Below are 12,547 nucleotides of genomic sequence, written 5' to 3' on the forward strand. Positions count from 1 at the left end.
CCTCGCCCCTCAGATCCCTGGTCCCGAGTACCGCTCTCGGAAGGAACACGCGATGACGAGGGCCGTCCGTCACCCGCCCGGCAAGGAGCGACCGCGCGCCGCGCCGATGGCGACACCTGATCCGAGGCGCACGGGCAGCCGGGCCGGACGCCGTCTCGTCCGCCACTGGCACTCCCTGACGATCCGTCTGGAGGCCCGCCGGGGCACCGCCCGCCCCAGGAAGTGGCGCAGATGGGCCTCGTACGCCAATGTCACCAGGCTGGTCTGGCTGGCAGCCGTGCTCACGCTGCTCGCCTGGTGCGTCGAGGGCCTCTACATCGTGAGCGTGAGCCACACCACCGTGTTCGAGCACTGGCGGCAGCACAACCAGGGGTTCGACACCGTCTTCAAGTTCGTCGGTCCGATCCTCGCCGCTTCGATCGCCGCCGCGCTCTTCCTGTTCTGGTGGTACCGCTGGACCAAACGCCGTTACCTCGCCAAGGCGCTGCGGGACCCCGGCAGGCTGGTGCCCACCGCCGGGCCGGACACCGCGGAGATCGTGGGCCGGGAAGAGGTCGCCCAGGTCATCGCCGAGCGGCTGCGGGAGCGCGACACCCGCCGGCCGTATCTGCTCGTCGGCGGGGTCGGCGCGGGGAAGACCGCCGTGCTGGTACGGCTCACCGAACTCCTGGCCCGGCAGAACGCCGTACCGGTCCCGATCCGGCTGCGGGACGCCGGTGACGGGGCCGATCTGAACTTCGAACACCTGGCCAAGCGGCGCTTCACCGACGAGGCGCCCAAGGGCATCCTGGCGCGCAGCAAGACCGACCGGGTCTGGCAGCAACTCCTCGCCGACGACAAGCCGGTCGTCCTCGCCGACGGGCTGGAAGAGGCCCTTCTGGACGACGGTCACCAGCAGAACCGGGACAACGTCATCCGCCGTGCCATCGAGCTCGCCCGCGAGGAGAAGCTCCCCCTGGTCATCGCGTCCCGTCCGCACAGTCCGCTGGAGACCACCTCCGCCGCGATCGTCGAGCTGGAACCGCTCGGCGAGGAGGCGGCGCTGCGCTTCGTCGAAGCGGGCGTCCCGGACTGCGACGAGCGCCGGCTCGAATGGATCGTGGAGACGGCGGAGGTGACCGAGTCACCCGTCTACCTCCACATCGCCCGTGAACTCCACCGGCACGGCGCCCTGGACCACGATCGCCCGGGCGACGAGCCGCAGCACCTGAACACCCGTCGCCGTGATCGCGCCGCCGTGCGGCTGTGGCTGCTGGAGACCTGGGCCGAGGCGCTGTGCGAGGGGAGACTGCGCGAGGACGTCGCGCTGACCCCGCAGGAGCGGCGCGACGCCCTCGAGGCGGTCTCGGCCCTGGCCTGCGTCGGACTGCTCCAGGACAAGCTGGAGGTGGGCTTCGCCGAACTGCTCGACCCGGAGGTCCTCCATCCCGGTCCGGTGGGGCGCGCCCGGGCCAGGGCGGAGCACCTGTGGGCCGGCCTCGCCTTCGACCGGTACGGAAAGCACGGGAACGACCTCTCCCTCTGGCACCGGCAGCAGATGTGGGACGTGCTGTGCCGGCGGCTCGGCGACGAGGAACGCAGGCGGCTGAGCGAGGGGAACATGGACCAGTGCCAGGCCGGCCTCTCCCGCCTCGCGGCCCACGCGAGCAAGCTCAAGTTGGTGGAGGGCTCCGAGCACAAGGTCCGTTTCCCGCACAGCATCGTCCAGGCCTACTTCGGCTACCGGGTGCTGAACCACCTGGGGGAGCGGGGCGCCGGCGAACTGGTCGAGGAGGCGCTGCAGCCGCCCGGTCCCAGCCGTGAGCTGCTCATCGCCCTGGTGCTGCTGTCCCGGGCGCGGTCGGCCGGCGCCGGGGGGAGGGGGAGCGGGATCCGGACCGAGATGCGCAGGGAGATCGGCGAACTGGTCCGGCAGACGCCCGTGCGGGGCCGCACCCCGGCCCACCGCCTCAGGGCGGCCGCGGGCCGTCGTACGGACGACCCGAAGGCCCTCGACCTCTACGCGGCGGCCGTGGAGATCGAGAGCGGGGAGGACGATCCGAGACGGCTGGGCGACATCGTCGCCGCGGTGCGCGCGTGCTGGCCCGGGGTCAAGGGCGACCGGCGCAGCCTGCGGGACGCCAAGCGGAGGCTGATCAAACAACTCGGAGCCGCGCTGCGGAAGGTCTCCGACCGGATCGACACCACCCCGCTGTACTGGGAGCTCATCCAACTGGGCATCGAGGAGCCCTCCTACTCCATCCGCCTGGCCGTCGCCCAGGAGGTCGGTGCAGGCGGCAACGCGGCGTTCGCCGTGATCCGCGAGCGGGTGGGGCTGAACACCGATCCCGTGAAGGAGTACAACGACCGGCTCGAGAACCTGAAGGTCCGGAAGAGGCGCGCCTACGAGACGTGGGCCGCGCGCATGGGGCGGGCGAGAGCGGCCGGGGCATCCGCGCAGGCCGCGTCGGCCGAGCACATCCGGCGGCTGCAGCACGACCGGCAGGAGCTCAAGCGGCGCTACCGTGAACAACGGGTGGCTCTCTTCCGGGAGTTCGTGATACGGGCCTGGTCGCTCCCCATGCTCCTGGACTCGGTCGACGAGGCCCACCGCGACGAGGCCCGGGAACGCCTCACCAAGTGGTTGCGCCACCTGGACCCCAAGTTCACCGGCGGCACCCCCGACCTGCCGCTGGCCCTGGAAGCCGCGCTGGCCCAGGGCTTCAAGTACGCGGCCAACCGACGCCGACGGAACCCCCACGCCCGCCCGGGCGGTTGCGTCGACCTGATCCGCCAGGCGGAGACCGTGCTGCAGCAGTCCCGCTGCTGGTACGCGCAGCTCAGCCTGGTCCAGGCGCTGTGCCTGTGGGAACTCACGGACCTGACCGCCCGCCACGACCACCAGGGGTACGCCACGCCGGGCCCGAACGGCGGCCACGCCGACGGGCCCTGGCCGAACTCGCACGGCGGGGCCACCGCCGTACAGAGGGTGGAGCGCTGGCTGTCCATGGCGGGCGCGGAGAACACGGCTCCGGGACCGCCCGGAGAGAACGGCGGCCAGGTCCGGCGACGCCTGCATCCGTTCGTCGCCGAGGCGGGCGATCTGGTGGCCCTCGCGCTGGAGACGGGGCAGCCCGAGCGGTTCCTGTGGATCGACGAGAAGAGTGTCGCCGACAACATCGGTGCCCGCGCCGAGCACCCCGGGGGCTACCGCAGGCACAGCCTGTGGATCCCGCCGTCGGTCGGCTGGAGCACCCTCGACCCGCGCGCGCAGCGCCTCGTCGCCGACGTGCTGGTCATGCTCAACCTCATCGAACGCGACGGGCATCCGGACGAGGTCGAGGAACGCATGGCCCGTGCGGAGCAGTCCGGTACGCCGCTGCCTCCGTGCATCCGCACGGACCGGGAGCCGCTGAGTCCCGGACTGCGGATCGGCACCTCCACCCCGCCCGCACCCGGATCAGCCTGTCTGCCCGACTGCACGTTCCAGCTCTGCCCGTACCCTCCCCGGGGCTGGTTGCCCCGGGGAGAGATCCGCGAGCCGTTCTGCCGCCAGCAGCAGGCCCTGCTGCCGGGCCGGGTACGCCGCTGGTTCCCCCGGCTCCTGCACCGCAGGACACCGCCCTGGGTCGGCATGCGCGTCCGTGAACTGGACCGTTTCTGGGACGCGATGGCCGGGCGCACCCGCGACTAGGAAGTCAGGGGTGCGCCCGGCCGGGGCTGTCTCGTCAGTGCGCGGATCCCGCGGTGGCCGGCGGCAGTTCCACCTGGACGCCGGGTTCGCCCGCGTCCGCCGTGTAGTCCTCCGGCGCGGTCTCGTCGACGCCCTCCGGGGCCTTCAGCGCCTTCAGGACGAAGGTCAGGACCACCGTCACCACCACGTTCATCACGAACGCCGTCAGACCGATGTAGCCGATCTCGCCGATGCCCGGGATCTCCTTGGCGCTGCCGCCGAAGTGCTTCTGGGTGGGGGAGGCCACGCCGTACGCCGCGACCGTGCCGTAGACCATGCCGACCGCCCAGCCCGCCAGCAGGGCCCAGCGGTGGAACCAGCGGGTGAACAGGCCGCCCACCAGCGACGGGAAGGTCTGCAGGATCCAGATGCCGCCCAGGAGCTGGAAGTTGATGGCGACCGTCTTGTCCATGGTGAGGACGAAGATCAGCGCGCCGACCTTCACCAGCAGCGACACGATCTTGGAGACCTGGGCCTCCTGCTTCGGCGTGGCGTCCGGCTTGATGAAGTCCCGGTAGATGTTGCGGGTGAAGAGGTTCGCGGCCGCGATGGACATGATGGCCGCCGGCACGAGGGCGCCGATGCCGATCGCGGCGAAGGCCACGCCCGCGAACCAGTCCGGGAACATGTTCTCGAACAGCTGGGGGATCGCCAGCTGCCCGTTGGTGACCTTGACCCCGGCCGCGATCGCCATGAAGCCGAGGAGGGCGAGCAGGCCCAGCATCAGCGAGTACAACGGCAGGATCGTGGTGTTGCGGCGGATCACGTCACGGTTCTTGGAGGAGAGCGTCGCCGTGATCGAGTGCGGGTACATGAACAGGGCGAGCGCGGAGCCCAACGCCAGCGTGGCGTACGTCCACTGGTTGGGATCGGCCGGTGTCAGCGCGCCACGCGGCTTGCCGGTGGCCGGGTTGACCTGGGCGAACGCGTTGCCCGCCTTGGCGAAGATGTCGTCGAAGCCGCCCAGCTTGATCGGGATGTAGATGATCGCCACCGCGATGACGAGGTAGATCAGCCCGTCCTTCACGAACGCGATCAGGGCGGGCGCCCGCAGACCGGAGGAGTAGGTGTAGGCCGCCAGCACACCGAAGGCGATGAGCAACGGCAGGTCCTTCACGAACCAGTTGGTGCCGTCGCCGCCGCCGACACCCATCACGTCGAGGACCGCCTGGATGCCCACGAGCTGCAGCGCGATGTATGGCATCGTTGCCAGGATGCCGGTCAGGGCGACGGCCAGCGAGAGCCCCTTGGAGCCGAAGCGGCCGCGCACGAAGTCCGAGGTCGTCACATAGCCGTGCTTGTGGGACACCGACCACAGCCGCGGCAGGAACGTGAAGATCAGCGGGTAGACCAGGATCGTGTACGGCACCGCGAAGAAGCCGGCCGCGCCCGCCGCGTAGATCGCCGCCGGTACGGCGACGAAGGTGTACGCCGTGTAGAGGTCGCCGCCGAGCAGGAACCAGGTGACCCAGGTCCCGAACGACCGGCCGCCCAGGCCCCATTCGTCGAGGGAGTGCTCGTTCTCGGCCTTGCGCCAGCGCGCGGCCAGGAAGCCCATGACCGTGACGGCCAGGAAGAAGAAGACGAAGACGCCGAGCGCGACGCCGTTCACACCGTCCTTCACCGCTGCGCACCCCCGCTCGCGCTCTCGGCCCTGCGGGCGCGCTGGTCACGCTGCCACAGCTGGTACGCGGTCATCGTGAGCGCGGTGGAGATCAGCACCCACAACATCTGGTACCAGTAGAAGAACGGGATCCCGATGAACGCCGGGTCCGTCTTGGCGTACGAGCCCACCCACAGCATCGCCACGAAGGGCGCCACGAGGCAGACGGCGATCACCACGCGTATCGGTGTCACCACCGGCTGCCTCACTTCAGGTACATCCGACATACCGCGGCTCCGTCCCCTCACCGTTCGCCTGTGTAATGCGCAGGCAATCTAGGTCACGGTGTCACGGCAGCGGAAGTAGCCGTCGGGCCATCGGTATGTCGATTCTGTGAAAGGCGCTCCGCGTCAGTCCCGCGGGCGCTTGAGGCGGGCCACGAACTTGTAGCGGTCACCGCGGTACACCGAGCGCACCCACTCCACCGGCTGGCCCTCGCGGTCCAGTGAGTGCCGGGAGAGCATCAGCATCGGCAGGCCCACGTCGGTGCCGAGCAGGCCGGCCTCGCGCGGCGTCGCCAGCGAGGTCTCGATGGTCTCCTCGGCCTCGGCGAGATGGACGTCGTACACCTCGGCGAGGGCGGTGTAGAGGGACGTGTACTTGACGAGGGAGCGGCGCAGCGCCGGGAAGCGCTTCGCGCTCAGGTGCGTGGTCTCGATCGCCATGGGCTCGCCGTTGGCCATCCGCAGCCGCTCGATGCGCAGCACCCGGCCGCCCGCGCTTATGTCGAGCAGGCCGGCCAGCCGGTCGTCGGCGGTGATGTAGCCGATGTCCAGCAGCTGCGAGGTCGGCTCCAGGCCCTGGGCGCGCATGTCCTCGGTGTACGAGGTGAGCTGCAGCGCCTGGGAGACCTTCGGCTTGGCGACGAAGGTGCCCTTGCCCTGGATGCGCTCCAGACGGCCCTCGACGACCAGTTCCTGGAGGGCCTGGCGGACGGTGGTGCGGGAGGTGTCGAACTCCGCGGCCAGCGTGCGCTCCGGCGGGACCGGGGTGCCGGGCGCCTGCGTCTCCGTCATCTCCAGCAGGTGCTTCTTCAGGCGGTAGTACTTGGGCACGCGCGCGGTACGGACGGCTGTCCCGCTCTCGTTCTCCGCACTGCTGACGTCGGTGCTCATGCTCCGCCTTCCCGGCTCCCGGTGTGGGTCACATCGTGATCCCTTCTGTATACCGTCGCCGCCTCTTCTGGTCTAGTCCACAAGGCCGACTGGTCTAGCGGACGAGAGTACTCCGCCGGTGCTCTTTTCGCTGCCTTCTTACTTAAAGGTTCCTGCATATATAGGTCCCATAACGGCTGGTCAGGGGTGTTTCTGGGTCTCTTGACAGGCTTCGTGGTCTGGTCCAAGCTCCCGGTACTGGTCTACACCATTGGTCCAGATTCCCGGCCTCATGGCCCGGGGGGTGTGTGGGCATCCTGAGGAGGGTGGCGTGAAGCGCAGGCTGATAGCCGCGATCGGTATCGCGGGCATGGTCGTCTCCATCGCGGCATGTGGCAGTGACAAGAAGGACGGCGGGGATTCCAGCAAGGGGGCGGACGCCAAGGAGCTGACCGTCTGGCTCACCGTGGACGCGCAGAACAACTGGCCGAACCTGGTGAAGGCCGCCGACGCGGCCGTGCAGAAGAAGCACCCCGGCATCAAGATCAACCACGAGTACTACGGCTGGCCGGACAAGAACACCAAGCTGGACGCCGTCCTCGCCACGGACAAGGCCCCCGACGTGGTCGAGATGGGCAACACCGAGATGCTCAGCTACATGGTCAAGGGCGCCTTCGCCCCCGTCGACGCCTCCCAGTTCACCAACTCCGACCAGTGGCTCGACGGCCTCAAGGCCTCCGTCACCTACCAGGGCAAGACCTACGGCGTGCCGTACTACGCCGGCGGCCGCGTCGCCAACTGGCGCAAGGACATCGCCGCCTCGGCCGGCATCAAGACCACGCCGAAGACCTACACCGAGCTGACCGCCGACCTGGACAAGATCCAGAAGAAGGAAGGCGACAAGTTCAGCGCCTGGTACCAGCCCACCCGTGACTGGTACGCGGCCATGTCCTTCGTCTACGACGCCGGCGGCTCCATCGCCGTCGAGTCCGGCGGCAAGTGGCAGGGCAACCTCTCCTCGCCCGAGTCCATCAAGGGCCTCGACGAGTTCAAGACCGTCATCGACAAGTACATGCACGGTGACAAGACCAAGGACGAGTCCGACCGGTACATCGTCTACGGCCAGGGCAAGTCGGCGATGATCTTCGGTGCGGCCTGGGAGGGCGCGACCGCCGCGGACCCGAAGAACGACAAGACCGGCGGCAAGCTGAAGAACAACCTCGTCAACTTCGTGATGCCCGGCCCGTCCGGCAAGAACATGCCGGTCTTCCTGGGGGGCTCCGACCTCGCCATCCCGGTGAAGTCCAAGGCGCAGGGCGTCGCCGCCGAGTGGATCAACGCGTTCACCGGCCCCTCCGGTCAGAAGGGCCTGATGGCCAAGGGCAACCTGCCCAACAACAAGACCGACCTCGCGACGCTGAAGAGCGACCCGGCGACGGCCGTGCCGGCCACCGCGGCCGAGTCCAACTGGTTCGTGCCGATGGCGCCGGGCTGGGGGCAGGTCGAGAAGGCGCAGGTGCTGCAGAACATGCTGCAGAACATCGGTACCGGCAAGGAGACGGTGGCGGCCGCCGCGAAGGAAGCGGACGCGGCGATCGACAAGGTCATCAACAGCACCAACTAGTCGGCCTGCGGCCGGGCCTGGTCGACGGGGGGTCAGGTCCGGCCGGTGGGTGATCTCGGAAAGTGCCGCGACGGGTTGGCGGGTTCGTGCCGGTGCGTTGTGGCTGGTCGCGCAGTTCCCCGCGCCCCTGACGGGGCGCTGCTGCTGGCCTCTCTTCATCTGCTTAGGAGCGCACGATGAGTGCCGTTGATACGACCACACCCGCCAAGGTGCCGGCACCGCCACCGGAGTCCCCGCAAAGACCACGCGCGAACCGGCGCTCCGGCGGGGCGGCCGTGCCCTGGCTGTTGCTCGCGCCCTGTCTGGGGATTCTCGGGCTCGTCCTCGGCTATCCCCTCTACCGGCTGGTCACGCTCTCCTTCCAGCGGTTCGGGCAGTCCCAGCTGTGGGGGTTCAAGCCGGCCGAGTGGGTCGGGTTCGGGAACTTCTCCGGGGTGCTGGGGGACGGTGAGTTCTGGCAGGTCGTGCTGCGCACGATCGTCTTCGCCGTCGGCTGCGTGGTCTTCACCATGGTCGTCGGCATGCTCATCGCCCTGCTGCTCCAGCGGGTCTCCGGCTGGGTGAAGACCCTGGTCAACATCGTGCTGGTGGCCAGCTGGGGCATGCCGGTCATCGTCGCCACCACGCTCTTCAAGTGGCTCTTCGACTCCGACTACGGCATCCTCAACGCCCTGCTCAGCAAGCTCCCCGGGGTCGAGATGATCGGCCACAACTGGTTCGCCAGCGGGCCGCAGGGCCTGGCCGTGATCATGCTCCTGGTGGTCTGGGGGGCCGTGCCCTTCGTGGTCATCACCCTCGGCGCCGGACTCACCCAGGTCCCCAAGGAGCTGGAGGAGGCCGCCCGCCTCGACGGCGCGGGCGCCTGGGGCGTCTTCCGGTACGTCACGCTCCCCATCCTCAAGCCGATCATCGTGATGCTCACGACCCTGTCGGTCATCTGGGACATGGGTGTCTTCCCGCAGGTCTTCGTGATGCGCGGCGGCCACCCCGAGCCCGAGTTCCAGCTGCTGACCACCTACTCCTACGACCGCGCCTTCGTGGTCAACGACTACGGACAGGGCTCCGCGATCGCCCTGCTCACCGTGCTCCTCCTGCTCGGTGTCGTCGCCGTCTACATGCGCCAGATGCTGAAGATCGGAGAGGTCGAATGAGCACCGTCGCCACCGCCCGCAAGGGGTCACGCTGGGGCTGGAACCTGCTCGGCCTCCTCGTCTTCGTCACGGCCGGCTTCCCCGTCTACTGGATGCTCAACACCGCGTTCAAGCCGGCGAAGGACGCCATCGACCCGGACCCGAGCCTGCTGCCCACCGGCATCACCCTCTCCAACTTCCGCCGCGCGCTGGACATCGCCGACTTCTGGGGCCCGGTCGGCCGCAGCCTGATCGTCTCCCTCTCCGTCGTCGCGATCGGCATGGTCATCGGCCTGCTCGCCGCCCTCGCCATCTCCCGGTTCGCCTTCCGCGGCCGGAAGGTCGTGATCGTCGGCATCCTCGCGGTCCAGATGGTCCCCCTGGTCGCCATGATCATCCCGGTCTTCCTGCTCCTCAACGACCTGGACCAGTACGACAAGCTCAGCGGCCTGATCATCACCTATCTGACCTTCATCCTGCCGTTCACGGTGTGGACCCTGCGCGGCTTCATCGTCAACATCCCGAAGGAGCTGGAGGAGGCCGCCATGGTCGACGGCTGCTCCCGCACCGGCGCCTTCATCCGCGTGGTCTTCCCGCTGCTCGCCCCGGGCATGGTCGCCACCTCGGTCTACGCCTTCATCCAGGCCTGGAACGAGTACCTCTACGCCCTGATGCTGCTCAGCCAGGAGCACCAGACCGCGACCGTCTGGCTCGCCAACTTCACCACCAAGCACGGCACCGAATACGCCCCGATGATGGCCGGCTCCACCATGATGGCCGTGCCGATCGTCGTCCTGTTCCTCCTCGTCCAGCGCAAGATGGCCGCGGGCCTGACCGCTGGCGCCGTGAAGGGATAACCCCATCCGATGACGACATTCGCGAGCGGCACTGACACCCTCACCCGCGACGCGCTGACGGTCCTGCAGCCCGGTTTCACCGGGACCACCGCCCCCGACTGGCTGCTGCGCCGGCTCGGCGAAGGACTCGCCTCCGTGGGCCTGTTCGGCCGCAACATCGCCTCGCCCGAGCAACTCGCCGCCCTCACCGCCCAGTTGCGCGCCGAACGGGACGACGTCCTGGTGGCGATCGACGAGGAGGGCGGCGACGTCACCCGCCTGGAGGTCCGCACCGGTTCCTCCTTCCCCGGCAACCACGCCCTCGGCGCCGTCGACGACGTCGAACTGACCCGCCAGGTCGCCCTCGAACTGGGCCGCCGCCTCGCCGCCTGCGGGGTGAACTTCAACTGGGCCCCGTCCGCCGACGTCAACTCCGACCCGGCCAACCCGGTCATCGGCGTCCGCTCCTTCGGCGCCGACCAGGACCTGGTCGCCCGCCACACGGCCGCCTATGTCACCGGCCTCCAGGCGGCCGGGGTGGCCGCCTGCACCAAGCACTTCCCGGGCCACGGCGACACGGCCGTCGACTCCCACCTCGCCCTGCCCCGCATCGACGCGCCGGCCGACGTCCTGAACGCCCGCGAACTGGCCCCCTTCCGGGCCGCCATCGCCGCCGGCAGCCGAGCCGTGATGAGCGCGCACATCCTGGTCCCGGCCCTGGACCCGGCCCGACCGGCGACGCTGTCCCCCGACATCCTCACCGGCCTCCTCCGCACCGAACTCGGCTACGACGGCCTGATCGTCACCGACGGCATCGAGATGAGGGCCGTCTCCGCGACCTACGGCATCGAACACGGCAGCGTCCTCGCCCTGGCCGCCGGAGCCGACGCGATCTGCGTGGGCGGCGGCCTGTCGGACGAGGAGACGGTACGGCGCCTGCGCGACGCCCTGGTCGCGGCGGTCCGCTCCGGCGAACTGCCGGAGGAGCGCCTGGCGGAGGCGGCGGAACGGGTACGGGCGCTGGCCCGCTGGACGAGGGCGGCACAGCCGGCCCACCCGGACCACGCGGGCACCGACATCGGCCTTGTCGCGGCCCGTCGCGCGCTTCATGTGACGCGCGTCGACTCCTTCGCCCCGCTGGTCACAGCCCCCTTCGTCGCCTCCCTCACGCCGATGGTCAACATCGCCGTGAGCACGGAGACCCCCTGGGGCATCGCCGCCGAACTGACCCGCCTCCTGCCCGGCACCGAGACCGGCAGCTTCACCGGCGAGCACGCGGGCGAGGAGGCCCTGGCGGCGGCGGGGGAGCGCCGGATCGTCGCGGTGGTACGCGACGAACACCGCCACGAGTGGATGGGCAGAGCCCTCGACACCCTGCTCAAGGCCCGCCCCGACACGATCGTGGTGGAAATGGGCGTACCCCAGGCGACACCGAGGGGCGCCCTGCACATAGCGACACACGGAGCGGCGAGGGTGTGCGGTCGGGCAGCGGCGGAGGTTCTTGCGGGCGCGTGAGCGCCCCTTTAGGGGCGCGGGGAACTGCGCGACCAGCCCCCACCGTCCCGCAGAGAACCCACGACCCCTAAATCCCCTGCCACTCCGGCTTGTTGACAAAGGTGTACCGGAAGTAATCCGCAAGCTTCAGCTTGGAAGCCGCTCCCTCGTCGACGACAACAGTCGCATGGGGATGCAGCTGCAGCGCCGACGCGGGGCACACCGCGGCCAGCGGCCCTTCGACGGTCGCGGCGACCGCGTCGGCCTTGCCCTCACCGGTCGCGAGCAGCACCACGTGCCGGGCTTCCAGGATCGTGCCGATCCCCTGGGTGATCACGTGGTGGGGGACCTGGTCGACGTCTCCGTCGAAGAACCGGGCGTTGTCGATGCGGGTCTGCTCGGTGAGCGTCTTGATCCGGGTCCGGGAGCGGAGCGAGGAGCAGGGTTCGTTGAATCCGATGTGTCCGTCGGTGCCGATGCCGAGCAGTTGCAGGTCCACGCCGCCGGCGGTGGCCAGGCCTGTGTCGTAGGCCTGGCAGGCGGCCTGGATGTCGGCGGCGGTGCCGTCGGGGCCGAGGAAGGCGTCCATGCCGATGCCGAGTGGTTCCAGGACCTCGCGTCGCAGTACGGAGCGGTAGGACTCGGGGTGGTCGGCCGGCAGGCCCACGTATTCGTCGAGCTGGGCTATGCGTGCCCGGGAGGTGTCCACGGTGCCGGCGCGGACCTTGGCGGTGAGGGCCTGGTAGACGGGCAGCGGGGTCGAGCCCGTGGCCACTCCGAGCAGCGCGTCCGGCTTGTGGCGCAGCAGCTGGGCCATGGCCTCGGCGATCAGCTCGCCACCCGCCGCGGCATCCGGAACGATGACAACTTCCACGCTGGGCCTGCCGTTCTGAAGAGAGCTGGAGGGTCTGGAGTGGCTATGTGGTTTAGACCAATCTGGCGGGATCAATCTAACAGAACCAGCCTGCGAGGTTACGTGAATACGTCAGATGGG

General features: G+C 69.5%; 9 protein-coding genes. 5 read left to right on the forward strand and 4 right to left on the reverse strand.

Annotated elements, in window-relative coordinates:
* Positions 1-52 precede the first annotated feature (52 nt).
* Positions 53-3,673 carry an ATP-binding protein gene (locus AB0D85_RS04250; RefSeq protein ID WP_362313156.1) on the forward strand — a complete coding sequence of 1,207 codons (3,621 nt, stop codon included), beginning with the start codon at positions 53-55 and terminating at the stop codon, positions 3,671-3,673.
* Positions 3,674-3,707: 34 nt separating this feature from the next.
* Here the strand turns inward: AB0D85_RS04250 and mctP are convergent, their stop codons facing one another.
* The 3 genes from mctP to AB0D85_RS04265 all read right to left on the reverse strand — a co-directional run bounded on the left by mctP (position 3,708) and on the right by AB0D85_RS04265 (position 6,490).
* Positions 3,708-5,336 carry a monocarboxylate uptake permease MctP gene (gene mctP / locus AB0D85_RS04255; protein WP_362313158.1) on the reverse strand — a complete coding sequence of 543 codons (1,629 nt, stop codon included), beginning with the start codon at positions 5,334-5,336 and terminating at the stop codon, positions 3,708-3,710.
* The gene (locus AB0D85_RS04260) at positions 5,333-5,602 is read right to left on the reverse strand and encodes a DUF3311 domain-containing protein (RefSeq protein ID WP_362313160.1); all 270 of its coding nucleotides are present in this window, start codon (positions 5,600-5,602) and stop codon (positions 5,333-5,335) included. The genes mctP and AB0D85_RS04260 overlap by 4 nt, the downstream gene beginning before the upstream one ends.
* A gap of 123 nt (positions 5,603-5,725) precedes the next feature.
* Positions 5,726-6,490, reverse strand: coding sequence for a GntR family transcriptional regulator (locus tag AB0D85_RS04265; RefSeq protein ID WP_362313163.1), 765 nt, complete (start codon positions 6,488-6,490; stop codon positions 5,726-5,728).
* Between the two features lie 310 nt (positions 6,491-6,800).
* Between AB0D85_RS04265 and AB0D85_RS04270 the strand changes: the two genes are divergently transcribed.
* The 4 genes from AB0D85_RS04270 to AB0D85_RS04285 all read left to right on the forward strand — a co-directional run bounded on the left by AB0D85_RS04270 (position 6,801) and on the right by AB0D85_RS04285 (position 11,574).
* Complete coding sequence (locus AB0D85_RS04270; RefSeq protein ID WP_362313166.1) at positions 6,801-8,093, forward strand: extracellular solute-binding protein; 1,293 nt, start codon at positions 6,801-6,803, stop codon at positions 8,091-8,093.
* Positions 8,094-8,269: 176 nt separating this feature from the next.
* Positions 8,270-9,244, forward strand: coding sequence for a sugar ABC transporter permease (locus AB0D85_RS04275; RefSeq protein WP_362313168.1), 975 nt, complete (start codon positions 8,270-8,272; stop codon positions 9,242-9,244).
* A complete protein-coding gene (locus AB0D85_RS04280; RefSeq protein ID WP_362313171.1) occupies positions 9,241-10,080 on the forward strand; it encodes a carbohydrate ABC transporter permease in 840 nt (279 codons plus the stop codon). The genes AB0D85_RS04275 and AB0D85_RS04280 overlap by 4 nt, the downstream gene beginning before the upstream one ends.
* 9 nt (positions 10,081-10,089) lie before the next feature.
* Entirely contained in the window at positions 10,090-11,574 is a 1,485-nt protein-coding gene (locus AB0D85_RS04285; protein WP_362313174.1) for a glycoside hydrolase family 3 protein, read from the forward strand.
* Between the two features lie 67 nt (positions 11,575-11,641).
* Here the strand turns inward: AB0D85_RS04285 and nagB are convergent, their stop codons facing one another.
* Positions 11,642-12,427, reverse strand: coding sequence for a glucosamine-6-phosphate deaminase (nagB, locus tag AB0D85_RS04290; RefSeq protein WP_362313177.1), 786 nt, complete (start codon positions 12,425-12,427; stop codon positions 11,642-11,644).
* Between the last annotated feature and the right edge of the window lie 120 nt (positions 12,428-12,547).

The organism is Streptomyces sp. NPDC048277 (assembly GCF_040652235.1).
Taxonomy (GTDB): Bacteria; Actinomycetota; Actinomycetes; order Streptomycetales; family Streptomycetaceae; genus Streptomyces.